Annotated in this window: 24 protein-coding genes; 13 read left to right on the top strand and 11 right to left on the bottom strand. The window is 51.5% G+C overall.

The genetic code is table 11. The features are described 5' to 3' along the window. Window positions 1-7 precede the first annotated feature (7 nt). Both glnL and glnA read right to left on the bottom strand, forming a co-directional pair. Window positions 8-1,057 (bottom strand): nitrogen regulation protein NR(II), encoded by a 1,050-nt coding sequence (gene glnL, locus SK35_RS23590; protein WP_008786986.1) that lies wholly within the window; start codon window positions 1,055-1,057, stop codon window positions 8-10. A gap of 282 nt (window positions 1,058-1,339) precedes the next feature. After that, window positions 1,340-2,749 carry a glutamate--ammonia ligase gene (gene glnA / locus SK35_RS23585; protein ID WP_008786987.1) on the bottom strand — a complete coding sequence of 470 codons (1,410 nt, stop codon included), beginning with the start codon at window positions 2,747-2,749 and terminating at the stop codon, window positions 1,340-1,342. Between the two features lie 379 nt (window positions 2,750-3,128). On the opposite strand from glnA, the gene typA reads away from it, so the two are divergent. Beyond that, window positions 3,129-4,952 carry a ribosome-dependent GTPase TypA gene (gene typA / locus SK35_RS23580; RefSeq protein ID WP_008786988.1) on the top strand — a complete coding sequence of 608 codons (1,824 nt, stop codon included), beginning with the start codon at window positions 3,129-3,131 and terminating at the stop codon, window positions 4,950-4,952. Window positions 4,953-5,019: 67 nt separating this feature from the next. On the opposite strand, the gene SK35_RS23575 is transcribed toward typA, so the two are convergent. Both SK35_RS23575 and SK35_RS23570 read right to left on the bottom strand, forming a co-directional pair. After that, window positions 5,020-5,808, bottom strand: coding sequence for a DeoR/GlpR family DNA-binding transcription regulator (locus SK35_RS23575; protein ID WP_008786989.1), 789 nt, complete (start codon window positions 5,806-5,808; stop codon window positions 5,020-5,022). A gap of 39 nt (window positions 5,809-5,847) precedes the next feature. Then, window positions 5,848-6,744, bottom strand: coding sequence for a sugar kinase (locus SK35_RS23570; RefSeq protein ID WP_008786990.1), 897 nt, complete (start codon window positions 6,742-6,744; stop codon window positions 5,848-5,850). Between the two features lie 172 nt (window positions 6,745-6,916). Here SK35_RS23570 and yihU point away from each other — a divergent pair, with 172 nt between their 5' ends. From yihU to fabY, 10 genes are all read left to right on the top strand, one after another. Beyond that, entirely contained in the window at window positions 6,917-7,807 is an 891-nt protein-coding gene (yihU, locus tag SK35_RS23565) for a sulfolactaldehyde 3-reductase (RefSeq protein WP_008786991.1), read from the top strand. Window positions 7,808-7,832: 25 nt separating this feature from the next. Then, entirely contained in the window at window positions 7,833-8,720 is an 888-nt protein-coding gene (locus tag SK35_RS23560; RefSeq protein WP_008786992.1) for an aldolase, read from the top strand. A 31-nt stretch (window positions 8,721-8,751) separates the two neighbouring features. Beyond that, window positions 8,752-9,762: a zinc-dependent alcohol dehydrogenase gene (locus tag SK35_RS23555; RefSeq protein ID WP_008786993.1), complete on the top strand. Its 1,011-nt coding sequence runs from the start codon at window positions 8,752-8,754 to the stop codon at window positions 9,760-9,762. A gap of 69 nt (window positions 9,763-9,831) precedes the next feature. After that, window positions 9,832-11,265: an MFS transporter gene (locus SK35_RS23550; RefSeq protein ID WP_008786994.1), complete on the top strand. Its 1,434-nt coding sequence runs from the start codon at window positions 9,832-9,834 to the stop codon at window positions 11,263-11,265. 104 nt (window positions 11,266-11,369) lie between these two features. Next, complete coding sequence (locus tag SK35_RS23545; protein ID WP_048215206.1) at window positions 11,370-12,695, top strand: MFS transporter; 1,326 nt, start codon at window positions 11,370-11,372, stop codon at window positions 12,693-12,695. 30 nt (window positions 12,696-12,725) lie between these two features. Beyond that, a complete protein-coding gene (locus SK35_RS23540; protein WP_048215205.1) occupies window positions 12,726-13,616 on the top strand; it encodes an aldose epimerase family protein in 891 nt (296 codons plus the stop codon). A 90-nt stretch (window positions 13,617-13,706) separates the two neighbouring features. Then, on the top strand, window positions 13,707-14,306 hold the full coding sequence (gene yihX / locus SK35_RS23535; protein WP_008786997.1) for a glucose-1-phosphatase: 600 nt from the start codon (window positions 13,707-13,709) through the stop codon (window positions 14,304-14,306). Next, a complete protein-coding gene (locus SK35_RS23530) occupies window positions 14,300-15,172 on the top strand; it encodes a virulence factor BrkB family protein (RefSeq protein ID WP_048215204.1) in 873 nt (290 codons plus the stop codon). Before yihX ends, SK35_RS23530 begins: the two co-directional genes overlap by 7 nt. Beyond that, window positions 15,169-15,606 (top strand): D-aminoacyl-tRNA deacylase, encoded by a 438-nt coding sequence (gene dtd / locus SK35_RS23525; RefSeq protein ID WP_003825289.1) that lies wholly within the window; start codon window positions 15,169-15,171, stop codon window positions 15,604-15,606. Before SK35_RS23530 ends, dtd begins: the two co-directional genes overlap by 4 nt. A gap of 44 nt (window positions 15,607-15,650) precedes the next feature. Further along, window positions 15,651-16,592 (top strand): fatty acid biosynthesis protein FabY, encoded by a 942-nt coding sequence (fabY, locus tag SK35_RS23520; RefSeq protein ID WP_003825286.1) that lies wholly within the window; start codon window positions 15,651-15,653, stop codon window positions 16,590-16,592. A gap of 17 nt (window positions 16,593-16,609) precedes the next feature. On the opposite strand, the gene SK35_RS23515 is transcribed toward fabY, so the two are convergent. The 3 genes from SK35_RS23515 to SK35_RS23505 all read right to left on the bottom strand — a co-directional run bounded on the left by SK35_RS23515 (window position 16,610) and on the right by SK35_RS23505 (window position 18,378). After that, entirely contained in the window at window positions 16,610-17,056 is a 447-nt protein-coding gene (locus SK35_RS23515) for a helix-turn-helix domain-containing protein (RefSeq protein WP_048215203.1), read from the bottom strand. Beyond that, window positions 17,053-17,364, bottom strand: a complete 312-nt coding sequence (locus SK35_RS23510; RefSeq protein ID WP_048215202.1) for a type II toxin-antitoxin system HigB family toxin — start codon at window positions 17,362-17,364, stop codon at window positions 17,053-17,055. Before SK35_RS23510 ends, SK35_RS23515 begins: the two co-directional genes overlap by 4 nt. Window positions 17,365-17,448: 84 nt before the next feature. Next, the gene (locus SK35_RS23505; RefSeq protein ID WP_048215201.1) at window positions 17,449-18,378 is read right to left on the bottom strand and encodes an alpha/beta hydrolase; all 930 of its coding nucleotides are present in this window, start codon (window positions 18,376-18,378) and stop codon (window positions 17,449-17,451) included. A gap of 220 nt (window positions 18,379-18,598) precedes the next feature. Between SK35_RS23505 and SK35_RS23500 the strand changes: the two genes are divergently transcribed. Continuing rightward, entirely contained in the window at window positions 18,599-18,910 is a 312-nt protein-coding gene (locus tag SK35_RS23500) for a hypothetical protein (protein WP_048215200.1), read from the top strand. Further along, the gene (nadS, locus tag SK35_RS23495; RefSeq protein ID WP_048215199.1) at window positions 18,911-19,198 is read left to right on the top strand and encodes a NadS family protein; all 288 of its coding nucleotides are present in this window, start codon (window positions 18,911-18,913) and stop codon (window positions 19,196-19,198) included. 43 nt (window positions 19,199-19,241) lie between these two features. Here the strand turns inward: nadS and fdhE are convergent, their stop codons facing one another. The 4 genes from fdhE to fdnG are packed head-to-tail and all read right to left on the bottom strand — an operon-like array spanning window position 19,242 to window position 24,765. Next, complete coding sequence (fdhE, locus tag SK35_RS23490; protein WP_003028685.1) at window positions 19,242-20,171, bottom strand: formate dehydrogenase accessory protein FdhE; 930 nt, start codon at window positions 20,169-20,171, stop codon at window positions 19,242-19,244. After that, window positions 20,168-20,803 carry a formate dehydrogenase cytochrome b556 subunit gene (gene fdoI, locus SK35_RS23485; protein ID WP_003028686.1) on the bottom strand — a complete coding sequence of 212 codons (636 nt, stop codon included), beginning with the start codon at window positions 20,801-20,803 and terminating at the stop codon, window positions 20,168-20,170. The genes fdhE and fdoI overlap by 4 nt, the downstream gene beginning before the upstream one ends. Beyond that, window positions 20,800-21,702 (bottom strand): formate dehydrogenase O subunit beta, encoded by a 903-nt coding sequence (gene fdoH, locus SK35_RS23480; protein WP_003825273.1) that lies wholly within the window; start codon window positions 21,700-21,702, stop codon window positions 20,800-20,802. Before fdoH ends, fdoI begins: the two co-directional genes overlap by 4 nt. 12 nt (window positions 21,703-21,714) lie before the next feature. Continuing rightward, complete coding sequence (fdnG, locus tag SK35_RS23475) at window positions 21,715-24,765, bottom strand: formate dehydrogenase-N subunit alpha (protein WP_156174783.1); 3,051 nt, start codon at window positions 24,763-24,765, stop codon at window positions 21,715-21,717. Window positions 24,766-24,792: the final 27 nt, after the last annotated feature.

The raw sequence follows: 24,792 nt of genomic DNA, 5'->3' as shown, positions 1-24,792 counted from the left end.
CGTCACCTTATTTCCTGATAGGCAGGTAAACCGAGAACTCGGTATGACCCGGCCAACTGGTAAATTCAATTTTGCCGGAATGTTGATCAATCAAATTGCGGGCGATAGATAATCCAAGGCCGGTACCGCCTTCGCGACCGCTAACCATTGGGTAGAACAGCGTATCCTGCAAATGCGAGGGAATACCTGGACCGTTATCCTCTACATCAATTCGTGCCGCCAGACGGTAACGCATGCCGTGTAGCGTGAGCTGAAACGCGGTGCGGGTGCGCAGAATGATCTCGCCGCCTTCCGGTCCCAGCGCCTGCAAAGCATTGCGTACGATGTTCAGCAAAACCTGCTCGATCTGGTCCGGGTCGTGCAGTAATTCGGGCAGACTTGGGTCGTAATCCCGGATTAGCGTGACGTTTTCCGGCAGCTCCATCGAGACCAGCGCCACCACGCGTTCCGCCACTTTGTGAATACTTTCCGTGATGTGCATGCCGGGCTGTTGTGGCCCCAGCAGACGGTCGACCAGATTACGCAGGCGGTCCGCCTGTTCAATAATGACTTTGGTATATTCGGTCAGCGCCGGGTCCGGAAGCGCTTTACTGAGAAGTTGCGCCGCACCGCGTAATCCGCCCAGCGGGTTTTTAATTTCATGTGCCAGACCACGCACCAGATCGCGAGCGGCAATCTGCTGGGCGTGCTGGAGCTGTTCCTGACTCAGACGGCGCTGGTTATCCATAGGGGCCATCTCCAGCAAGATAAGGCCATCAGGCAGCCTCTGAGCGGTCACAGAGAGGATATGTGAGTGGCTGTCTATCACCAGCGTCACTTCGTTATCCGTAAAGCCCTGGCCTGCTTCCAGGCTCTCTCGCATCAGTCCGATGTTTAAGGAGAAATAACTCAACAGATCGGGAAGCGGTGTACCAAACAGTTTGCGGGAGCTTTGGGCGAGCAACTGCTGTGCCGCCGGGTTGGCGTAATGTACAGCCAGCTCATCGTCGACGAGTAAGATGCTGTTGATTAAAGAATTGAGGATCTGCCCAGCATCGGGCAGCGTGCCGGTTGCCATTCAGCAGTCTCCTGAAAAGTGTTGCACCAATTTAGTGCATTATAGCTTTTTACATCAAAAAAGCGCGAAAAAGCAGGTTGTTAGTGGAGAAAAAAGCCCATCCGGGGATGGGCTACAGATGACTGGCAAACATAGATGCCGGATGGCGGCTTTGCCTTATCCGGCCTACAAGGTAATGTTACCCTCCAGGCCTGATAAGTTTGCGCCATCAGGCGTCCTATCATTCACCATCGATCTCAAGCCTGCCTGAGCAGGCTAAAAGTTCCACGGCAACTCAAACGATTAAACGCTGTAGTACAGCTCAAACTCTACCGGGTGCGGAGTCATACGCACGCGGTCATCTTCTTCGCGACGCAGCGCAATGTACGCATCGATCGCTTCATTGGTGAACACGCCGCCTGCGGTCAGGAACTCGCGGTCCAGATCCAGTTCTTTCAGTGCTTCTTCCAGAGAACCAGCAACCTGTGGGATCTCTTTCGCTTCTTCCGGCGGCAGGTCGTACAGGTTTTTGTCCATTGCTTCGCCCGGGTGGATCTTGTTCTTAATACCGTCAAGACCAGCCATCAGCAGCGCTGCGAAGCACAGGTATGGGTTAGCAGCCGGGTCCGGGAAACGCACTTCGATACGACGCGCTTTCGGAGAAGCAACTACCGGGATACGGATAGACGCAGAACGGTTACGGGCAGAGTAAGCCAGCATTACCGGTGCTTCGTAACCCGGGACCAGACGCTTGTAGGAGTTGGTGGTCGGGTTAGCCAGGGCGTTGATCGCTTTAGCGTGTTTGATTACGCCACCGATGTAGTACAGCGCCTGCTCAGACAGACCTGCATATTTGTCACCGGAGAACAGGTTTACGCCGTTCTTGGACAGGGACATGTGGCAGTGCATGCCGGAACCGTTATCGCCAAACATTGGTTTTGGCATAAAGGTCGCGGTTTTACCGAAACGGTGAGCGACGTTGTGAACGACATATTTGTAGATCTGAATTTCGTCCGCTTTTTTGGTCATGGTGTTAAAGCGGGTCGCGATTTCGTTCTGACCGGCAGTCGCCACTTCGTGGTGATGCGCTTCAACAACCAGGCCCATTTCTTCCATGATCAGACACATGGTAGAACGGATATCCTGAGAAGAATCTACCGGAGGAACCGGGAAGTAACCGCCTTTCACGCCTGGACGGTGACCTTTGTTACCACCTTCGTATTTGGTGGAGGAGTTCCATGCGCCTTCGATGTCATCGATAGCCACGTGGGAACCGGAAATAGTTGCGCCGAAACGGATGTCGTCAAACAGGAAGAATTCTGGCTCTGGTCCGAACAGAACGGTGTCTGCGATGCCGGTAGAACGCAGATACTCTTCAGCACGTTTAGCAATGGAGCGCGGGTCACGGTCGTAGCCCTGCAGCGTACCTGGTTCCAGGATATCGCAACGGATGATCAGGGTAGACTCTTCAAAGAACGGGTCGATGAGAGCAGTAGACGCATCTGGCATCAGAACCATGTCTGATTCGTTAATGCCTTTCCAGCCACCGATTGAGGAGCCGTCAAACATTTTGCCTTCTTCAAAGAATTCGGCATTTACCTGATGAGCAGGAATAGTGACGTGCTGTTCTTTACCTTTGGTATCAGTGAAGCGTAAATCAACAAACTTCACTTCGTGTTCGTTCAGCATCGTCAAAACGTGTTCAGCGGACATACTTACTCTCCCGGATTGGTCATTGTCGTCGTGGTAACGAAGTCTTCAATTCTGCAAAAATTGGCCGTGTCGCCATAAAAAATATAAAGCGAAATCTGTGCCAACTTTTAAATTGCCCCTAAAAGGCGTTATCATGCGCACCATCGTGCAAAGGGGCTGCACCATGAAGGTTGTATTGCACCATTATAGTGCTTTAATGTGAACATTAAGCACCATATTGGTGCAAAGCATGTCAGATTACCCCTTTTAACGCTCCGTGAATGTGATCACAAAGAAACTCTGCAATACTTGTTTGCGGAGGATGTTTGTGATCCTGTTTTGTACTGCGATTAATCCGTGTACAATAACGCGCTATTTCTAAAATGCCTGAGGCAAAGTTGTGATCGAAAATTTGCGTAACATCGCCATCATCGCGCACGTAGACCATGGTAAAACGACCCTGGTAGACAAGCTGCTCCAACAATCCGGTACGTTCGATGCACGTGCTGAAACCCAAGAGCGCGTGATGGACTCCAACGATTTGGAGAAAGAGCGTGGGATTACCATCCTCGCTAAAAACACCGCTATCAAATGGAATGACTACCGTATCAACATCGTTGATACCCCGGGGCACGCCGACTTCGGTGGTGAAGTTGAACGTGTAATGTCCATGGTCGACTCTGTGCTGCTGGTGGTGGATGCAATGGACGGTCCGATGCCGCAGACGCGCTTCGTGACCAAAAAAGCCTTTGCCCATGGCCTGAAGCCAATTGTTGTTATCAACAAAGTTGACCGTCCTGGCGCGCGTCCTGACTGGGTTGTTGATCAGGTATTTGACCTGTTCGTTAACCTCGACGCTACCGACGAGCAGCTGGACTTCCCGATCGTTTACGCTTCTGCGCTGAACGGTATCGCGGGTCTGGATCACGAAGACATGGCTGAAGACATGACTCCGCTGTATCAGACTATCGTTGATCGTGTACCGGCTCCGAGCGTAGATCTTGATGGCCCGCTGCAGATGCAAATCTCTCAGCTGGACTACAACAACTACGTTGGCGTAATCGGTATCGGCCGCATCAAACGCGGTAAAGTTAAACCGAACCAGCAGATCACTATCATTGATAGCGAAGGCAAAACCCGTAACGGTAAAGTCGGTAAAGTTCTGACTCATCTGGGTCTGGAACGTATCGAGAGTGATATTGCCGAAGCAGGCGATATCATCGCGATCACCGGTCTGGGCGAACTGAACATCTCCGACACCATCTGCGATCCGCAGAATGTTGAAGCGCTGCCAGCTCTGTCCGTTGATGAACCGACCGTTACCATGTTCTTCTGCGTAAACACCTCTCCGTTCTGCGGTAAAGAAGGTAAATATGTTACCTCTCGTCAGATCCTTGACCGCCTGAACAAAGAGCTGGTGCACAACGTTGCGCTGCGCGTTGAAGAAACCGAAGATGCGGATGCGTTCCGTGTATCCGGTCGTGGTGAGCTGCACCTATCTGTTCTGATCGAAAACATGCGTCGTGAAGGTTTCGAAATGGCGGTTTCCCGTCCGAAAGTAATCTTCCGCGAAATCGATGGCCGTAAACAAGAGCCGTTCGAAAACGTAACGCTGGACGTTGAAGAGCAGCATCAGGGTTCTGTGATGCAAGCTCTGGGTGAGCGTAAAGGCGACCTGAAAAACATGAATCCAGATGGCAAAGGCCGCGTACGTCTTGACTACGTGATCCCAAGCCGTGGTCTGATCGGCTTCCGTTCAGAATTCATGACCATGACTTCCGGTACCGGTCTGCTGTACTCCACCTTCAGCCACTACGACGATGTTCGTGCGGGTGATGTGGGTCAGCGTCAGAACGGCGTACTGATCTCCAACGGCCAGGGTAAAGCAGTTGCGTTCGCACTGTTCAGCCTGCAGGACCGCGGTAAGCTGTTCCTGGGTCACGGTGCTGAAGTTTACGAAGGCCAGATCATCGGTATTCACAGCCGCTCTAACGACCTGACTGTAAACTGCCTGACCGGTAAGAAACTGACTAACATGCGTGCGTCTGGTACTGACGAAGCAACGGTTCTGGTTCCGCCGGTTAAGATGACTCTGGAGCAGGCTCTGGAATTCATCGATGACGACGAACTGGTAGAAGTAACACCAACCTCTATCCGTATCCGTAAGCGTCACCTGACTGAAAACGATCGTCGCCGTGCAATGCGTGGCGCGAAAGAAGAGTAATTAACACTCTTTTTCAGGTAAGCACAAAAAAGCCGCTGATTATCAGCGGCTTTTTTTATCTAAAAGATCAGGTCGTTTCCTGCTCTGCAATGACTAGCTCAATATTTTCTAAATCAAGCAATTGCTTGAATGAATTTGGTGGCTGGGAATCGGTAAAAAATGCCCGAATTTTACGCATATTACCGATGGATACAGCGGCTGAGGCGGTAAACTTAGTATGATCAGCAACTAACAGCGTATTACGTGCATGCTTAATCATCGTTTTGGCGACAAGCGCTTCGTTAACGTCAAATTCCAATAGTGTGCCGTCTTCCTCGATGGCACCAATACTGGTAATCAAATAGTCGGCTCTAAATCCTTCAATAAAGTTCACTGCTCCTGGGCCAACAATACCGCCATTATGAGCACGTAACGTTCCACCGGGCACCATAACCTCAAGATCTTGATTCTTATATAAGATCTGCGCAACACGAAGACTGTTAGTAATGATGCGAAGATCCCGACGGTTCAGCAAAGCTCGTGCGACGGCTTCCACCGTTGTACCAATGGTAATAAATACCGTACAGCGTTCAGGAAGGTAATCAGCAACCGCTTCCGCAATCGCTTCTTTTTCCTGGGTAAGGGACAACTCTCGCTGTTCAAAGGCGGTATTCATGACGCTGGATACACGTCCGGCTCCACCATGATGTCTGGTGATCAAGCCCTGTTCGCTTAACTTACGAATATCCCGGCGCACTGTTTGCGTGGACACGTCCAGCAATTGTGCGAGCTCTTCGATATTCATATAGCCGCGTTCTGTAATGTAATGAACAAGTTGATCGTGTCGCGGATTACCGGTGACTTCAATGATGCTCATGAATACTCCTGGACTTCTTCCCCGTAATTGTTGGCTATTTTACGCATAAAGTGACAAAAATGATTCGGTTTGCGCACGATTAGGAATTCCGGCTCGTCCGCCCGCCTGAGTGCATTTCATCGCCGCCACCGCACTTGCGAAGCGAATCGCCTGGTCAGTCGGCATTTGCTCTGCAAGAGCTGCTGCCATTGCACCATGGAAAACATCGCCTGCACCGGTTGTATCCACAACATTGACAGAAAATGCAGTCTGTTGACACATATGACCATTTTCGATCCATAGTGACCCTTCGCCGCCAAGCGTAACGTACACTTTACCATTGGTTTGCTCAGCGGCCAGTTTAAGTGCCTGTTGTGCATCATCTTGCCCGGTCATTCTCTTCAGACCTGGAGTTGAAAAAACGGCATGATCGGCAAGCGCCACCAATGGGGTTATATCTTGTGGTGTCATATCGGCATCCAACAGCGTTGGAACTCCGGCGGCACGTGCCAGTTCGAAGGATTTCAACGTCCCTTCATGCCAACGTACATCGGCCAGAACGATGTCATAACGGGAAAAATCAATCGACTCCAGCCACCTTGCATCCGTATCGAGATCCGGGCTTGGATAGTTCACGATAATGCGTTCGCCATGCTGGTCGACCAAAATTGCGGACTGGGATGAACGGGAGTTCGGGTATTGCCGGCAGAACGCCGTATTGACCCCCCAGCTCTGAAGCTCGTTAAGCAAGGTATTCCCACAACTGTCATCGCCTACACGGCCTATAAAATCAACGTCAATACCAAGCCGGGCAATGGCGACAGCTGCTGTTGCCGCCGGGCCGCCACCTGTCTCCAGATATTGATTTGACTGATATTTTCCCCCGCCATCGGGCAGGTTGTTCAGAGAATAAATACGGTCCTGAACGGTGATTCCAACACATGCAATTCTGGTCATATTTGGTTAGTCCTGTGTGATCTTGTCTTCTTTTGTTCATTTTAATGACATAAATGATCAAATTAGTGACGCGTGTCTTGTTTTTAGTCATAAATTACAAATATGCTCAAAAACAGACGAAAACGAGTTTTTAATTGTAATTATTTTGTCAACCTGAGACAGGAGAGCATTCATGACAACCGTTGCATTTTTGGGCTTGGGCCAGATGGGCAGCCCAATGGCTAATAATCTGTTGCAAAAGGGACATGCTTTGCGTGTGTTCGACGTAAACCAACAGGCAGTCAATGAATTAGTACAAAAAGGTGCGACTGCTGCTCAAACACCCGCTGAAGCCGCTAAAGGTGCCGAATTCATAATCACTATGCTGCCAAATGGCGACATCGTTCGGCAAGTTCTGCTGGGTAAAGATGGCGTCAGCGAAGGCCTGTCCCCCAATGCCCTGGTTATTGACATGTCCACGATTCATCCATTGCAGACCGATGAGTTGATTCATGAGATGAAAGAGAAAGGCATCAGCATGATGGATGCTCCTGTGGGCAGGACGTCAGTTAACGCGATTGACGGCACGCTGCTGATTCTTGCTGGCGGAACGCCTGAACAGGTTGAACGTGCTCGCCCTGTGCTGATGTGTATGGGGAATGAGCTAGTGGAAGCTGGCGGTCCCGGTATGGGGATCCGCGTAAAGCTCATCAATAACTATATGAGTATTGCGCTGAACGCCTTGTCAGCGGAAGCCGCTGTTCTTTGCGAGTCATTGGGTTTGAGCCTTGATGTGGCCATTAAGGTCATGAGCGGTACTGCCGCAGGCAAGGGGCACTTTACGACAACCTGGCCTGGCAAGGTACTTAAAGGAGACCTTTCTCCGGCATTCATGGTGGACCTCGCGTTGAAAGACCTGCGTATTGCCGTCGATGTCGCTAGTCAGACCGGTGCGCCGCTCAATATGGGCATTGCAGCAGAAACCTATTACACCCGTGCCAGCGAGAACGGTCGAGGCCGTCAGGACTGGAGTGCGCTGTTATCTCAGGTTCGTCAGCAGGCTGGCCGACCAGATTCACTCTAAATTTTAAACAGTTACAGGAGTTATTATGTCTTCCCACAATACCCCATACACGCTGAAAGATATTTCTCGCCCTGGCGGTGGATTTGCCATGCTGGCCGTTGATCAGCGTGAAGCAATGCGTCTGATGTTTGCAGCGTCTGGACATCCTAAACCTGTTGCCGACAGCGTATTGACTGATTTTAAAGTTGCAGCAACACAAATTCTGTCTCCCTACGCTTCAGCGGTTCTGGCAGATAAACAATTTTGTCTCGATCAGATTGTTTCTCAAGGTGCAGTCGCTGATTCATGTGGACTGATTGTGGCGGCTGACCATTTTGTTCCGGGTAATGGTATTCCGGTTGATAGTGTCGAAATTGACAGAGCGATTGATCCGCATAAAGCCCGCGAAATGGGTGCGAAAGCCATGAAGTTGTTAGTGCTGTGGCGTGAAGATGAACCCGCAGAAGAACGTTTGGCTATGGTGGCTGAGTTTGTTCAACGCTGTCGTAGCGCAGGGCTGGTCAGCATCATTGAGCCGGTCGTTCGTCCTCCTCGTCGTGGCTGGGAATTTGACCGGGAAAGCGCCATCGTTGCCGCAGCGGCTGAACTCGGCTGCACCGATGCTGACCTCTATAAAGCTGAAATGCCATTAGGCGGCAAAGGTGATGAACAGACCCTGCTTGCTGCGTGTCAAAAGTTGCATGAACAAATGAAAATGCCGTGGGTCATTCTCTCTTCTGGTGTTGATGCGGACATTTTTGGCCGCGCGGTCCGTATCGCCATGAAGGGTGGAGCTTCCGGATTCCTGGCAGGGCGTGCCGTTTGGGCATCGGTTGTTGGTGCTCAAGATCCGCAAACAATGTTGCGTGATGTGTCGGTTCCACGCTTACAACGCCTGGCAGAAATCGTCGATGAAGGGATTTCTCAGCGTTAATCACCCATTTTAACGAATCTGGAGAAGAACCATGGATAAGATTACCCAAGTTCTATTTTCTGATATTGGGAAGGTGACCACCCAATATGTTGAGCTGCCGCACCAGGAACTTAAACCGCAAGAAGTCCGCATTGCTCCGGTGTTTTATGGAATATGTGGCTCTGATCTGCATGTACTGAAAGGAGGACACCCATTTGCAAAACCTCCGGTTGTGCCTGGACATGAAATTGCGGCACGCGTAACTGAAGTGGGCAGTGAAGTAACGAATGTTAAGCCGGGCGATCATGTCGTAGTCGACCCAATTATGGCCTGCATGGAGTGTCGTGCTTGTAAAGCGGGTCGCTTTAATCTGTGTGAGCCGCCACAGGTTGCTGGCTTCCGGGCGCCGGGTTTTGCCCGCTCGCAGCACATTGTACCTGCACGAAACTGCCATGTTGCACCTGCTTCGTTACCACTAAAAGCACTGGCTTTCGCTGAGCCCGCAGCCTGCGCGCGTCATTGCGTGAGCCGTATGCCGAAAGCGTCATTGGAAAGTGTATTAGTGATTGGTGCAGGGACAATTGGTTTATCCATCGTTCAAGCATTGCGCATCATGGGCGCGGGAAAGATCACCGTCATCGAGCCTGATGCCGCCAAGCGCGCGTTGTCGTTAAAGCTAGGTGCCACGGAAGTCTGGGCTCCGGGGGAATTGGATGCACAGGTCCGTTTTACGGGGGCAATTGATGTTGTTGCCGCCCAGGCCACGCTGAATGATGCATTTACCCATGTTTATGCTGGCGGAACGGTAGTGTGCATGGGGGTACCGAGTGGCCCACGTGAAATTCCTCTTCCGATGATGCAGCGCTTTGAACGCGATTTGTTGAATTCCGGCATGTACATCCCGGAAGACTTCGATGCCGTGATTGAATGGCTTGCGGATGGGCGGTTTGACACCAGCGAACTGGTGACCGATCTCTTCCCTGTCGAAGATGCGGATAAGGCGTTTGAACGTGCGCAGCAAAATGACTCTATAAAAGTCATGCTGCAATTTGCTGAGGTTTGATGCTGTAACCCTCTGTCTGGCGCTGCTTAAGGGTAGCGCCATCCTACAACAATGAAAAAGGATGCTGCGATGAGTCACATCACCAGTCCTACACCTTACTCGATCGGTCGTCCCCAGGACGTGATTGATATTGTTAATAAACATTCAGCAGTAAACACCAGTGTCGGCGTCATTTTTATCGCTCTTGGTGGCATTCTAATTGATGCCTATCAGGCGGCGATGGTGGGTTTTGGTAATAAATATATCGCATTGCAATTTGGTATTTCACCGGGGCTGGCGGCGACGGTTAACGCCTCTGTTTTAGTCGCCGCCCTGATTGGTGGATTACTGGCGAACCGTGTGATTAACCGCTTTGGTCAAAAGCGTGCATTTATCATCGGAATGGGCCTGTGCACAATAGGTGCCGCAGCTGTCGCGATAGCCCCGAACATCTGGTGGGTGCTGGTGTGTCGCGTAATCATGGGATTTGGCTTGGGTATTGATTTCCCGCTGGCAACAAATGCGGTGGCAGAACTACGCGGCTCAACATCTAAGAAAACCGGTTCGTCAGTTAATCTCTGGCAAATGGCCTGGTATGTATCAACTACGGTTGTCTATCTTGTGCTGCTTCCACTGTTGTTGTCGGGTATCGCGGAAGAGCAATTATGGCGCTATGGTATTTTCATTGGTGCTATTTTTGCCGTCATTATCATGATTCTGCGTTATTTCTTCATCGGTGAGTCTGCAATGTGGGCCGCACGAGTCGGACGTTATGATAAAGCCTGCGATATTCTGGCTAAACGCTATGGTGTTCATGCTCGCGTTGCTGCCAAACCAAAAAACGATGATTTTTCTGCTGAAAAAACAGAAAGTAAGTTTCATGGCGGCTATGGGATTTTATTTAACTCACGTTATCGCAAACGTACTATTCTCGGCTGCGTTGTGGCGACGATGCAAGCCTGGCAATATAACGCCGTAGGTGTTTATTTACCTCTGACTTTGGCGGGAATCCTAAGTGGCGGATTAACCGGGGCTCTTAGCGGTTCTGCGGTAGTGAATGCCCTGTGTGGCATTACAGGTGGATTGATTGGTTCTCTTATCCTCCAGCGTTTGGGAACTCGCCTTCAGTCGATGTATGGTTTCGCCGTCGTAACGGTTGCATTACTGGCTTTAGGTGCATTAGCAACCACCAACCCATGGCTTTCTTTAGGTTTGTTGGGCGCAATCATTTTCTTCCATTCAGCGGGCCCGGGCGGCCTGGGAATGACCATTGCCACACTTTCTTATCCGCCATCTATTCGCCCGACAGGCGTAGGATTTGCTCGTGCAATTATGCGTACTGGGGCGATTGCCGGACTTATTTTCTGGCCTATGTTGTGGGGTGCATTAAAGACAGAAGCGTTCTATTGGCTGGCAATTGTTCCTTTTCTCGGCTTCCTGACATGCGTGTTGATTAAGTGGGAACCACTTGGCGCAAACGTTGACGCTGAAGACGCTGAGGTACTGGCTGAGCTGGATAAATAACAAGCAAGCGCGTCGCAACATGCCGACGCGCTTTTTCGTATAAATCCGCCGCTTTTTTAGTGATTTTATTGCGCAGATTTCTCGCCGACCCGGAGAGGAAAATTATGGCTGAAATAGAACATGTACCAGGGAAAGAGCTATCCGGCAAAGCCATGAGACGCGTTGTCATGGGCAGTTTCGCTGGCGCGTTGATGGAATGGTACGATTTTTTTATTTTCGGAACGGCGGCAGGGCTAGTCTTTGCTCCCCTGTTTTTCCCTGATAGCGATCCTTTTATTGGTTTAATCGCCGCATTCGCCACCTTTGGTGTGGGTTTTCTGTCACGTCCGCTTGGAGGCATTGTTTTTGGCCACTTTGGCGATAAAGTCGGTCGCAAAATAACGTTGATTTGGACGTTAGCGATAGTTGGCTCCTCAACGTTTTTAATCGGTTTCATTCCAACATACCAGGATATTGGTATCTGGGCCCCGATTATATTGATGGTTCTGCGCCTGGTTCAGGGGTTCGGTCTGGGTGGGGAATATGGCGGGGCTGCATTGATGACTATTGAATCTGCGCCTGAGGCGAAGCGCGGGTTTTTAGGTTCGCTCCCACAAACGGCAGCCTCAGTTGGGATAATGCTGGCGACAGGGGTGTTTGCATTATGCAATCACTTCCTGACTCAGGAAGAGTTTCTGGCCTGGGGATGGCGTATCCCTTTTTGGCTATCTGCCATCATGTTAATTGTTGGGATGTTTATACGGTTACATACTGAAGAAACACTGGATTTTAAAAAACAAAAAACGGCTGTCTCACAGGAACAATCAGCACCACCGTTGATTGAACTTTTCCGTAAGCATCCACGGAATATTCTGTTAGCGCTAGGGGCCAGGCTGGCGGAGAGCGTTTCGTCGAACATCATTAATGCCTTTGGTATTGTCTATATTTCCAGCCAGTTGGCATTATCAAGGGATATTCCACTCAACGGCATGCTAATCGCCTCAGCAATTGGCATTGTGTGTTGTCCATTAATTGGTTGGATCTCTGACCGCGTTGGGCAACGGAAGATGTATTTATTTGGCGCTGGTTTTTGCATCCTTTTTGCATTCCCATTCTTCCTGCTGCTGGATACGAAAAGCACACTTATCATCTGGTGCTGCATGATCCTTGGCTATAACCTGGGGCCAACGATGATGTTTGCAGTACAACCCACCTTATTTACTCGTATGTTCGGAACACGAGTGCGCTATACGGGTCTTTCCTTTGCCTATCAGTTCTCAGCAATTCTGGGTGGGTTAAGCCCGCTCATTGCCTCCAGCTTGTTGGCGCTGGGAGGCGGGAAACCGTGGTATGTAGCACTGTTTCTGTTTGTTATCTCAATACTTTCATTCATTTGCGTCTGGCTTATCGAGCCACATTCAGACAATAAAAATGACGCTAATAACATTTAACTTCTTACCGAAATATCAGAGAGCAATAACATGAACAATGAATTGAATACTGAGCATTATCAAGCATTACAACGTGCTTTTGATACCGTCTGGCCGGGACCGATCGGCCAACCTATTTTTCTGGAAAAAGGACATCTACGTCTGCAAATTTTTCCGCGCGATGGTGCCAGAATCACCTCGGTTCAGGCGTTTGGTTTTGAAGTGTTACGTCAATGGGAGCCACAGCGTAAAGCATTTCAGTATGGCTGCTTTCCTATGGTTCCTTGGGCAGGCCGCCTTGGCGATGCAACATTGACCGTGGGGGAGAAACAGTACGTATTACCTGCTAACAAACCGCCTCATGCTCTACATGGTATGGCCTGTTATTCATCATGGGAAATTGTCGAACATAAAGCGGATACCTTGAAACTGCGCATGCCACTGGGCGCTCCCTGGCCCTGGCAAGGAGAGGTCCTGCAGACGCTGACTCTTGAAGACGATGCGTTAATTCTGCGACTTGAAATTCACACCATGTCTGAAACTTTTCCGGCATCTGCTGGATGGCACCCCTGGTTTGCAAAACAACTGGGCCAGCAGAATGAAGAAGATGAATTACTGGTATGTTTTAAGGCCGACTGGCAGGAAGAAGCCGGGAATAATGAGTTACCAACAGGTAATAAAATCCCCCCACAATCAGGCCCGTGGGATGACTGCTTTGGTTTTAATGATGGTCTCAATGTCAGATTACAGTGGCCAGGTAAGCTGAGTATGACGATGACATCGAGTGCGCAAAGCCTGGTTGTTTTTGACAAACAGCCCGACGCAACATGTGTCAATCCGCTTACTCAGGCGCCAAATGCGATAAATAGGACACCGCAGTTTGTCAGTGCAGGTCTTCCGTTGGTGATTGAATCGCGCTGGCAATTTACACAGGAATTCTGATGGCTTAGCCAATAATCCCGACAGGGACTCATAGTCAAACTTCTCCTTTCCCGCTACAGTTATTCATCCACGGCGAATAAGGAGAAGGGCATGCTCTATATCTTTGATTTGGGGAATGTGATTGTCGATATCGACTTCAATCGCGTGTTAGGTACTTGGAGCGATCTGAGCCGTGTACCGCTGGCTTCGTTAAAGCAAAGTTTCACCATGGGAGAGGCTTTTCACCAGCACGAGCGAGGTGAAATAACGGATGAAGCCTTTGCCGAAGCGCTATGTCATGACATGGCGCTACCGCTAAGCTATGAGCAGTTCTCCCACGGCTGGCAGGCTGTTTTTGTTGCCTTGCGTCCTGAAGTCATCGACATCATGCAAAAGCTGCGTGAGCAGGGGCATCGGGTGGTCGTCTTGTCGAATACTAATCGTCTGCACACGACGTTTTGGCCGGACGAATACCCCGAAATCCGTCAGGCTGCTGACCATATTTACCTTTCCCAGGATCTGGGCATGCGTAAACCGGAAGCGCGGATTTACCAGCATGTCCTGCAGTCTGAAGGTTTTTCTGCGCATGAGGCGGTATTTTTCGACGACAACGCCGATAATATTGAAGGGGCTAATCGGTTAGGGATTACCAGCATCCAGGTTGTCGATAAAACGACCATTCCGGACTATTTCGCGAAGTTGCTATGCTAAAAAATGTTCGGCAACAAGCCAGGCACCATACACGTCCTGTTCGGGCCTGGCTGAAACTACTATGGCAGCGGATTGATGAGGACAACATGACGACGCTGGCAGGGAATCTTGCCTATGTCTCATTGCTCTCATTAGTGCCGCTTATTGCCGTAGTTTTTGCGCTTTTCGCCGCATTTCCGATGTTTTCTGACGTCAGCGTCCAGCTACGTCATTTCATTTTCGCAAACTTTATCCCGGCGACGGGAGATGTCATTCAGCGTTATATCGAACAGTTCGTCGCCAACTCGAACAAAATGACCGCCGTTGGGGCGTGTGGGCTGATTGTGACAGCGCTATTACTGATGTATTCCATTGATAACGCGCTGAATACTATCTGGCGCAGCAAGCGTACTCGGCCTAAAGTTTACTCTTTCGCCGTTTACTGGATGATTTTAACGCTGGGGCCACTGCTGGCGGGGGCCAGTCTGGCGATCAGCTCTTATCTGTTGTCATTGCGCTGGGCCAGCGATCTCAACACGGTGATTGATAACGTCCTGCGTATTTTCCCGCTGGTGCTTTCCTGGCTCTCTTTCTGGCTGCTTTACAGCATCGTACCGACTACGCGTGTACCTAACCGTGATGCGGTTATTGGTGCCTTTGTGGCCGCTGTGTTGTTCGAAACCGGAAAGAAAGGATTTGCGCTCTATATCACGATGTTCCCGTCTTATCAGCTCATTTACGGTGTCCTGGCGGTGATCCCCATTTTATTCGTCTGGGTATACTGGACCTGGTGTATCGTCTTGCTAGGCGCGGAAATAACTGTCACTCTCGGGGAATACCGCAAACTTAAACAAGCCGCAGAACAAGAAGAAGCAGAGCAACCATGATTGCATTAATTCAGCGCGTAACCCGTGCCAGCGTCACCGTGGAGGGCGAGGTGACGGGTGAAATTGGCCCAGGACTTTTGGTCCTGTTAGGTGTCGAAAGGGATGATGACGAACAGAAAGCGAACCGCCTGTGCGAGCGCGTACTCGGCTATCGAATCTTTAGCGATGCCGAAGGCAAAATGAACCTTAACGTGCAGCAGTCAGGGGGCAGCGTGCTGGTGGTTTCACAGTTCACGCTGGCGGCAGATACCGAACGCGGCATGCGCCCGGGGTTTTCAAAAGGGGCTGCGCCCGATCGTGCAGAGGCGCTGTATGAGTACTTTGTTGAGCGTTGCCGCCAACAGGAAATGAATACGCAAACCGGTCGATTCGCTGCGGATATGCAGGTTTCACTGGTTAATGATGGCCCCGTGACGTTCTGGTTACAAGTATGAACCAGCTACCGGTGTGGCCGCGGACAACAAGAGAGAATACGACGATGTATCACCTTCGAGTACCGCAAACAGAAGAAGAATTGGAGCGTTACTACCAGTTTCGCTGGGAGATGCTGCGTAAACCGTTGCACCAGCCTAAAGGCTCCGAACGGGATGCCTGGGATGCGATGGCGCATCACCAGATGGTGGTGGACGAAGAGGGGAATCTGGTCGCAGTAGGACGTCTGTACATCAATGCGGATAACGAAGCCTCCATACGCTTTATGGCCGTTGACCCCTCCGTGCAGGAGAAAGGGTTGGGCACGCTGATGGCGATGACCCTGGAGTCTGTGGCGCGTCAGGAAGGGGTAAAGCGCGTAACCTGTAGCGCCCGTGAAGATGCGGTCGAATTTTTCGCCAAGCTGGGGTTTGTGAGCCAGGGAGAAATCACCACGCCGCAAACCACGCCGGTGCGTCACTTTTTGATGATTAAACCCATCGCGACGCTGGACGACATTCTCCATCGCGGGGACTGGTGCGGACAGCTACAGCAAGCCTGGTACGAACATATTCCATTGAGTGAGAAAATGGGTGTGCGCATTCAGCAATATACCGGGCAGAAATTTATCACCACGATGCCCGAGACGGGCAATCAGAACCCGCACCATACGCTGTTTGCCGGGAGCCTGTTTTCACTGGCGACGCTAACGGGCTGGGGGCTAATCTGGCTAATGCTGCGCGAGCGTCATCTCGGCGGGACGATAATCCTTGCTGACGCGCATATACGGTACAGCAGGCCGATCACCGGGAAACCTACAGCCATCGCCGATCTGGGCTCGCTGAGCGGAGACCTGGATCGTCTGGCAAGAGGTCGTAAGGCGCGCGTTCAGATGCAGGTCGGGGTATTTGGCGACGACACGCCGGGCGTGGTGTTCGAAGGCACCTACATTGTGCTACCCGCAAAACCGTTTGGCGCATATGAAGAAGGCGGGAACGAGGAAGAGTAAGTCAGAGGGTATCTTCTCTACTCGATGAATGCGTCTGCCGGAAGATTAAAGCGTTCTGCAAGCGCTTTAATATGGCTTACAGTCAGTGCTCTGCGACCATTTAAGATGTTGCTGACGTTCGATTTTGAACCGAGTTCGTTGGCAAGGTCTGCTGCTTTGAGACTGTATTGGTCCATGAGCGTACGCAATACTGAAACGCCAGAGGGTGTTTTCTCCAGGTGTTGGTTGAGTGCTTTGAATTCCGGCGCATGTTTTTCATATTTACTGATTCGGGCACAGAGCAATTCAAATAGTGGGTTTTCAAGATCGTCGTGGTCGACCAGATACTCCACTAGCGCAAGTGCCCTGCGATACTCAGTGTCATTTCGGTCTTCCCCCAACAGTGGGATGGTTTTTACCGCATCGCTGAAGGTATCAACAATCTTTTTTGCGCTGGCTGCATCCATATGACGATGCGTTCTCATTCTTTATTACCCCGATAATATGCTGTCAGTTTGTCATATTCGGCATGGGAAACGATATGTTTGACAAATATCTTATGTGACCTGAAATCTATGTAGGAGATGAGTCTTAGGCTGTTACCAGAAACATCAATCACCCACCATTTATCTCTGTACTTAAAATTATCCAGTGAAGGAATATACTGCTTCATCTCTTCAGGCTGAATGAATGTTTTTTTCTCCAAAACATTCAGTAAATCAGCGAGAGCAAGCTGATGATTTGGATACATGAGCATTGCCTCGTTAAAAGGTTTTCGGCTGATAACATGCACGGTGTAGTTCCATTACAAGGTTTTCAACCTGAAAACAAAATAACGCAACGCAATTAAGTTTACAAGATGAAAACACTATATTAATTAAGCATGTCTTACTGCTGTAGAATTTATGGCGCGCCAGGCAACATCCCGCATTGCGCTTCGTGCCGCTTGACTCACCCCTGATAGCTGGAAAAATCCGTGGATAACACCGAGATAGCGTTGGCAGGTGCAATCCACGCCCTGCTCCTGGAACCGTTGATACAGGGCCTCACCTTCATCTCGCAGTGGGTCGAATTCAGCTGTAATGATGTGCGTGGGCGGTAAACCGTTGAAGTCTTCGCGCCAGAGCGGGCTGACTTCGGGATGCAGTGGATTGGTTTGCGGCATATACATCTCGTAGCCCGACAGCAGCGTGTCGCGGGTGATAATGTAATCCTTTCCATTGTGGTCATAGCTCGCAAAGCTGGCGGTTGCATCCAGCATCGGGTAGATCAGCATAAGCTGCGCAGGTTGCCATTGCCTGGTAGCTTTCAGGCGTAGTGCGGTGACCAGCGCCAGATGCCCGCCAGCGCTGTCGCCAGCCAGCGTAATGTTGCTGCGGTCGACACCCAGTTTCTGGGCATACTTCCAGATAAGATTGGCCCCCGATTCAGCATCGTTATGTGCTGCCGGGAAGATGTGCTCTGGTGCGAGGCGATACTGCACCGCAATGACCCGACAGCCGCTGTACCAGGCGAGTTGCCTTAGCTGGTTATCATGTGTGGTAAATCCGCCGCTGACAAAGCAGCCGCCGTGATAATAGATAACGCAGGGGAGATTTCCCGTGCTGCCCCGCGGCGAAACTACGCGAAACATCATGGCATCGAGTTCAATATCTTCAACCTGTACGCGGGTTTCAGTGTCTCCGGCCAGGACCGTGCTGGCGATGTAGCCTGCTCTCCGGTCATCAATATTCTGCTCGCGCGAAGAAGGGCGTCCCGCCGCGATAAATGCCTCAACCAGCTGTGCAATCCCGCTTTCCAGTGCCATTTTCACATCTCCTTATCTGTATGGATATACAGGTTTATAACCTGGATAACTAAGAATGAAAATGGGAAAAATGGGGGCCGGTATGATTTTGGAAAGCGGCTCGCAGATTAAATACCGTCATTGGTTTCTGCTGTTTGAATTCTGTATTGTGAGGAAAATGTACTATACGCCATTGACGTATAGTTAATTTCTATTAATATAGTCCAATGGCGTACTCAAAATGCTATTCATAGAAACGGAAATCTTCACTGAAGACGTCAAAAAATTACTGGATGATGATGAATACCGCAGATTACAGATATTCCTTGCGATTCAGCCTGATTGTGGCGATCTGATACAAGAAACGGGCGGGCTGAGAAAGGTTCGCTGGAGATCGCGAGGGAAAGGCAAACGTAGCGGTGTGAGGATTATTTACTTTCATCAAATCAGAAAATCACAAATTCGATTGTTGCTGATTTATCAGAAAGGGATCAAGGATGATCTGACTCCACAAGAAAAAGTGCTGCTGCGTATGTTGGATGGGAGGTGGTAAATGGATAAGGCACTATTTGAGCGATTAACTCAAAGTATGGTTCAGATGAATGAGATCGCTGAAGGAACGCGACAACCTTCCCGTACCTTTCATATTGACGCCATGAAAATAAAGGAAATTCGCCAGTCTTCAGGATTATCACAGAGTCGTTTCGCAGATTTGATATCGGTAAGCGTGGATACGTTGCGAAATTGGGAGCAAGGGCGTCGTTCACCGACCGGTCCAGCAAAAGCGTTGTTACGTGCTATTGCCAATGATCCAAAACATGTCATTCAGGCACTAAGATAATCCCCGGCAGTTTGGTTCAATTGCCGGGGGAAGATCTTAAAACTTACTCCCCTTCACCTGGGAACAGGAACGGGTTGATGGAGCTGCGGGCAAAGCCCTCTTGCTCCATGTGCGCGTCCAGCATCAGTGAAGCGAGATCGTCAGCCACGGCTTCAACTTTAGGGTCTTTTTCCTGATAGAGAATCTTCAGGTAAGTCCCACAGTCGCCGCAGCTTTCAGCTTTAATTGCCGCCTGTTCGTTATCCAGCGACCAGTAGTTCAAATCACGGCTTTGCTCGCAGTTGCTGCACTTCACGCGTACCACGTGCCACTCGGTTTCACACAGGTTGCAGTGCAGATAACGCAGCCCCTGAGTGGTACCGATTTGCACCATGCTGGAGACCGGCATTGAACCACACACGGGGCAGTACTGACGCTGTTCACCGTATTCCGCACGGGCTTTGCCGGGGATCAGGCTTGCCATCTGCGCCCAGTAGAGCGACAGGGCAGCCCAAATAAACGGCGCTTTATCGCTGCTGACGGAGGCGAAATCAGAGGCAAACAGCGCGCTGGCCATCAGCTCCAGTTCCTGCTCTGAGGCTTTTTCCAGATTTTCGATCACGGCAAGCGCAGGGCCGCTCATTTCTGGTTTCAGCTCAGCAATTAACGACTGCAGCAGTTTTTGCCAGTGCTTGTCGCGTGGCAGAACGTGGATATCCAGCGGCGGTTTGCCCTGATCGTTCGCTTCTTTGATACGAGCGGTCAGATCCATCTGCAGCGGATGGTCGTACAACACCACTTCCTGCGCGTGGGCGATCAGTGCGGCAAAGCGCAGGTAGTCGCCCAGCGGGTTGTTCTCGGCCAGCTCGCGCAGGCGCTCAGCGCGGCGGTTATACAAATTTTTGAGTCTGGGGAATAATAACGGCGGAATCATATCCGCCGTGCGTTTCTCGCTCTTCTCCAGCTCATCTTGCGGGATTATGCGAATACTCATTCAGATGACTTTTCCTGTTTCTGGCGGACTTCACGGTACCAGCGCGGGTGATGTTTCTTCGCCCATGAACTGGTAACCCATCCTTCCACCATCGCGGTAATGGTGCCTTTCACCCAAAGGGCGGCGTAAATGTGCACCATGATAACCACAATTAACGCTACTGCGGCAAATGAATGCAGCATTAACGCGAATCGGATCACCGGGATTGAGAAAGCAGGCGCAAAATACGGACGCCAGATGACCACTCCGCTCACCAGCAACAGGACCAGGAAGATAATCGCCGCCCAGAATACGCATTTCTGGCCGAAGTTATAACGTCCCGTGTCACCTACTTCCTCGTTGACGACAATCTTACGAATATTCTTCGCCCAAAAGATATCATCCCGATTGATTAGATTGTGGTGCCAGTAACGGAAAAACATGATGATAAACGAGGCAAACATGATCACGCCGACAAACGGGTGCACAATTCGCGCCAGTTGTGGAGTGCCCATGATGTGCATCAGCCAGTTAAAAGACGGGAAGAGAAAGCCCATCCCGCTCACCGCCGCCAGAATGAAGCAGAAGGCGGTGATCCAGTGGTTGATGCGTTCCGGCGCCGTGTAGCGCACGATGGTGTCACGTCGTTTCATTTGCGCACCTCGTCGTCTTTTTCATGCAGATTGTCTTCTTCCTCTTCCGCACGGTTCGGGCCTACGCCGACGTAGTGGAAGATGCTGGCCGCAAATGTCGCTGCAAAGCCGACGGCTGCGAGGGGTTTCCAGATGCCTTTCCAGAACTTAACGGTAGCGCTGATCTCCGGGTTCTCCGGCAGGCCGTGATACAGATTTGGCTTGTCCGCATGGTGCAATACGTACATTACGTGCGTACCGCCAACACCCGCCGGATCGTACAGACCCGCGTTTTCGTAACCACGCGTTTTCAGCTCCGCCACGCGTTCGCCTGCCAGGGTTTTCATCGACTCCTTGGTGCCGAAATGAATGGCACCGGTTGGGCAGGTTTTCACGCAGGCCGGTTCTTGCCCGACCACAACACGGTCAACGCACAACGTACATTTGTAGACGCGGTTGTCTTCCGGATTGAGGCGCGGCACGTCGAACGGGCAGCCCGCGATGCAGTAGCCACAGCCTATGCACTGCTCAGACTGGAAGTCGACGATACCGTTGGCATACTGAATGATTGCGCCTTCAGCCGGACACGCCTTCAGGCAGCCCGGATCGGCGCAGTGCATACAGCCATCCTTGCGGATAAGCCATTCCAGTTTGTCGTTTTGTTCCACTTCCGAGAAGCGCATCACCGTCCAGGATTTGGCGGTCAAATCGGCCGGGTTGTCGTACACCCCAACGTTGTTGCCCACTTCATCACGGATGTCGTTCCATTCAGAACACGCCACCTGACATGCTTTACAGCCGATACAGGTGGTGACGTCGATAAGCTTCGCCACTTCTTCCTGATGGTCCCGCGCCTGAGGCGCGGGGGTGAAACCGTTAGTGGCGGAACGACGAATGATGTCTTGCGATTGATAAGCCATAGGTCGTCTCCGTTACACCTTTTCCACGTTCACGAGGAAGGACTTAAATTCCGGCGTCTGCGTGTTCGCATCACCGACGAATGGCGTTAACGTGTTAGCGATAAAGCCTTTTTTCGCCACACCTTCGTAGCCCCAGTGAATCGGAATACCGATAGTGTCGATATCCTTACCGTTAGCCTGCAGCGTGCGAATACGTTTGGTCACCACCGCCTTGGCCTTAATGTAGCCGCGATTAGAGGAGACTTTGACGGTATCGCCGTGGGAGATACCGAGCTTATTCGCCAGCTTCTCGCCAATTTCCACAAACTGTTCCGGCTGAGCGATGGCATTCAGCAGCGCATGCTTGGTCCAGTAGTGGAAGTGCTCGGTCAGACGGTAGGTTGTACCGACGTACGGGAACTTATCTGCTTTACCCAGTGCTTCTTCGTCACCTTTAAAGATGCGCGCGGCAGGGTTAGAGATTACGTTCGGGTGCAGCGGGTTAGTCCCCAGCGGTGTTTCAAACGGCTCGTAGTGTTCCGGGAACGGACCTTCCGCCATCTTATCGATAGCAAACAGGCGTCCCATCCCTTCCGGCTGCATGATGAACGGCCCTACGTTACTGCCAGGTGCGGCAGCGCTGTAGTCCGGAATATCCATCCCGCTCCACTTCGCCCCATCCCATTTCAGGATCTGACGTTTTGGATCCCACGGATTCCCCTGCGGATCAGCGGAGGCGCGGTTATACAGAATGCGTCGGTTAAGCGGCCATGCCCAGGCCCAGCCCAGCGTATTACCAAGGCCTGACGGGTCGGCGTTATCGCGACGTGCCATCTGGTTGCCTTCCGGCGTCCAGCTACCGGCAAAAATCCAGCAGCCGCTGGAGGTCGTGCCATCGTCACGCAGTTGGGCGAACGAGCTAAGCTGTTGGCCTTTCTTGACGATAACCGCACCGGTTGCCGGGTCGGTAATGTCGGCCAGCGCTTTACCGTTACTCTCCATCGCCACTTCTTCCGAAGCCGGTTCGTGCGGGGTGGAGTAGTTCCAGGTCATGCTCAGCACCTGTTCCGGGTTCGCGCCACCTTGCTCGGCATACATCTTGCGCAGACGCAGGAAGATACCGGCGAGGATTTCGCCATCGGTAACGGCAATCCCCGGGGCATCCGCGCCTTTCCAGTGCCACTGCAGCCAGCGACCGGAGTTAACGATAGAACCGTTCTCTTCGGCGAAGCAGGTGGACGGCAGACGGAATACTTCGGTCTGGATTTTCGACGGATCAACATCGTTTGACTCACCGTGGTTCTGCCAGAAAGTGGAGGTCTCGGTGTTGAGCGGGTCGATAGTGACCAGGAACTTCAGTTTGGACAGTGAAGCCACAACTTTGTTTTTGTTCGGGAATGACGCGACCGGGTTAAAGCCCTGGCAGATATAGCCATTCACTTTGCCCTGATTCATCATCTCGAAGTACTGCAGGACGTCGTACCCTTTATCCCACTTCGGCAGCCAGTCGAAGCCCCAGCTGTTTTCCGCTGTCGCTTTATCGCCAAAGAAGGCTTTCATCATCGAAACGAAGAATTTCGGGTAGTTGCCCCAGTAGTTCACCTGACCTTCCAGCAACGGTTTTGGCGTGTTGGCGGCAAGGTAGGTTTGCAGGTCAGTCTGTTTCTCGCTTGGCAGCGTCATATAGCCTGGCAGGCTTTGTGACAGCAGGCCTAAGTCGGTCAGACCCTGAATGTTGGAGTGACCGCGCAGGGCGTTAACACCGCCGCCGGCCATCCCCATGTTGCCAAGCAGCAACTGGATCATCGCCATGGTACGGATGTTCTGCGCACCCACGGAGTGTTGTGTCCAGCCCAGGGCGTACAGGAACGACGCGGTTTTATCTTTGGCGCTGGTTTCTGCGATGTACTCACAGACCTTCAGGAAGTCGGCCTTTGGCGTACCGCAGATGTTTTCTACGACGTCCGGCGTGTAGCGGGAGACGTGCTGTTTCAGCAGGTTCCACACGCAGCGCGGATGTTGCAGGGTGACATCGCGTTTGGCGAAGCCTTTTTCATCCAGCTCGTAGTTCCAGCTGGTTTTGTCATACTTGCGTTTGTCCGCGTCGTAGCCGGTGAACAGGCCATCTTCGAAACCGTAATCCTCACGCACGATCAGGCTGGCGTTGGTGTAGGCCTCAGTGTATTCGCGGTTGAATTTTTCGTTGTTCAGCAGGTACAGCAAAACGCCTGACAGGAAAGCAATGTCAGTACCGGAACGAATCGGCGCATAGAAATCAGCCACCGCAGCGGTTCGCGTAAAGCGTGGATCGATAACAATCAGCTTCGCGCCGTTGTGAATTTTGGCTTCCATCGCCCAGCGGAATCCGACCGGGTGAGCTTCAGCGGCGTTACCGCCCATCACCACGACGAGGTTGGCGTTTTTAATGTCGACCCAGTGGTTGGTCATCGCACCGCGACCAAATGTTGGAGCAAGACTTGCTACCGTTGGTCCGTGTCAGACGCGTGCCTGGTTGTCGACCGCGAGCATACCGAGCGCGCGGGAGAATTTTTGCGTTAAATAGCCGGTTTCGTTACTGGAAGCGGATGCACACAGCATCCCGGTGGAAAGCCAGCGGTTAACGGTTACGCCTTCAGCGTTTTGTGCAACGTAGTTAGCGTCGCGGTCTTCTTTCATCAGCTTAGCGATGCGGTCAAATGCCTCATCCCAGCTAATCTGTTGCCACTTATCTGAGCCTGGTGCGCGATATTCCGGGAATTTCAGGCGGCTTTCGGAGTGGATGAAGTCCACAAGTCCTGCCCCTTTCGGGCACAATGCGCCACGGTTCACCGGGTGATCCGGGTCCCCTTCGATATGGAAGATGGATGCTTTGGCGTTTTTTGCGCCGTCACCGAGGCTGTACATTAACAGTCCACAGCCAACGGAACAGTAAGTGCAGGTGTTACGGGTTTCGCGGGTGCGCAGCAGTTTATATTGCCGTGTTTCCGCGAGCGCTACGCCGGGTGCAAAACCCAGTGCCGCTGCCGTGGTGCCTGCCATACCGCCAGCGCAGATCTTAAAGAACTGCCTTCTGCTGACCTGCATGGTTCGCTCCTTGTTTCGACATTGTCA

The sequence above is a fragment of the Citrobacter sp. MGH105 genome (assembly GCF_001037485.2).
Classification (GTDB): Bacteria; Pseudomonadota; Gammaproteobacteria; order Enterobacterales; family Enterobacteriaceae; genus Citrobacter; species Citrobacter portucalensis.
This window is presented reverse-complemented; position numbering and strand designations above follow the sequence as displayed.

Coding starts and splice junctions, on each gene's coding strand:
- glnL (WP_008786986.1), bottom strand. CDS start 1,057: ATGGCAACCGGCACGCTGCCCGATGCTGGGCAGATCCTCAATTCTTTA.
- glnA (WP_008786987.1), bottom strand. CDS start 2,749: ATGTCCGCTGAACACGTTTTGACGATGCTGAACGAACACGAAGTGAAG.
- SK35_RS23575 (WP_008786989.1), bottom strand. CDS start 5,808: ATGAGCATCATTGAAGTCACCGGTAATCCGCGACACGATCAACTTGTT.
- SK35_RS23570 (WP_008786990.1), bottom strand. CDS start 6,744: ATGACCAGAATTGCATGTGTTGGAATCACCGTTCAGGACCGTATTTAT.
- yihU (WP_008786991.1), top strand. CDS start 6,917: ATGACAACCGTTGCATTTTTGGGCTTGGGCCAGATGGGCAGCCCAATG.
- SK35_RS23560 (WP_008786992.1), top strand. CDS start 7,833: ATGTCTTCCCACAATACCCCATACACGCTGAAAGATATTTCTCGCCCT.
- SK35_RS23555 (WP_008786993.1), top strand. CDS start 8,752: ATGGATAAGATTACCCAAGTTCTATTTTCTGATATTGGGAAGGTGACC.
- SK35_RS23550 (WP_008786994.1), top strand. CDS start 9,832: ATGAGTCACATCACCAGTCCTACACCTTACTCGATCGGTCGTCCCCAG.
- SK35_RS23545 (WP_048215206.1), top strand. CDS start 11,370: ATGGCTGAAATAGAACATGTACCAGGGAAAGAGCTATCCGGCAAAGCC.
- SK35_RS23540 (WP_048215205.1), top strand. CDS start 12,726: ATGAACAATGAATTGAATACTGAGCATTATCAAGCATTACAACGTGCT.
- yihX (WP_008786997.1), top strand. CDS start 13,707: ATGCTCTATATCTTTGATTTGGGGAATGTGATTGTCGATATCGACTTC.
- SK35_RS23530 (WP_048215204.1), top strand. CDS start 14,300: ATGCTAAAAAATGTTCGGCAACAAGCCAGGCACCATACACGTCCTGTT.
- dtd (WP_003825289.1), top strand. CDS start 15,169: ATGATTGCATTAATTCAGCGCGTAACCCGTGCCAGCGTCACCGTGGAG.
- fabY (WP_003825286.1), top strand. CDS start 15,651: ATGTATCACCTTCGAGTACCGCAAACAGAAGAAGAATTGGAGCGTTAC.
- SK35_RS23515 (WP_048215203.1), bottom strand. CDS start 17,056: ATGAGAACGCATCGTCATATGGATGCAGCCAGCGCAAAAAAGATTGTT.
- SK35_RS23505 (WP_048215201.1), bottom strand. CDS start 18,378: ATGGCACTGGAAAGCGGGATTGCACAGCTGGTTGAGGCATTTATCGCG.
- SK35_RS23500 (WP_048215200.1), top strand. CDS start 18,599: ATGCTATTCATAGAAACGGAAATCTTCACTGAAGACGTCAAAAAATTA.
- nadS (WP_048215199.1), top strand. CDS start 18,911: ATGGATAAGGCACTATTTGAGCGATTAACTCAAAGTATGGTTCAGATG.
- fdhE (WP_003028685.1), bottom strand. CDS start 20,171: ATGAGTATTCGCATAATCCCGCAAGATGAGCTGGAGAAGAGCGAGAAA.
- fdoI (WP_003028686.1), bottom strand. CDS start 20,803: ATGAAACGACGTGACACCATCGTGCGCTACACGGCGCCGGAACGCATC.
- fdoH (WP_003825273.1), bottom strand. CDS start 21,702: ATGGCTTATCAATCGCAAGACATCATTCGTCGTTCCGCCACTAACGGT.